This is a genomic window from Halomonas borealis, from assembly GCF_004798905.1.
Lineage (GTDB): Bacteria > Pseudomonadota > Gammaproteobacteria > Pseudomonadales > Halomonadaceae > Halomonas > Halomonas borealis.
Genome location: NZ_SDMO01000096.1, coordinates 1 through 253, shown reverse-complemented (window position 1 = coordinate 253; position 253 = coordinate 1). Strand labels below are relative to the sequence as shown.

Genomic DNA, 253 nt, shown 5'->3' with positions numbered 1-253 from the left:
TCCGTGGTAAAATCTTGAACGTGGAAAAAGCGACAATGGATAAGATTTTAGCAAATGAAGAAATCCGTTCACTCTTTACAGCGATGGGAACTGGTTTTGGTGCTGACTATGATTTATCTAAAGCACGGTATCATAAACTGGTTATCATGACCGATGCCGATGTCGATGGGGCACACATTCGTACACTCTTGTTAACTCTTTTTTACCGCTATATGCGTCCTGTAGTTGAGGCCGGTTATGTTTATATTGCTCA

1 protein-coding gene is annotated in these 253 nt (G+C 41.1%); it reads left to right on the top strand.

The window, feature by feature from the left end; translation table 11 throughout:
- On the top strand, positions 1-253 hold a 253-nt coding region (locus ETC07_RS16290), incomplete at both ends, for a toprim domain-containing protein (RefSeq protein WP_240724692.1).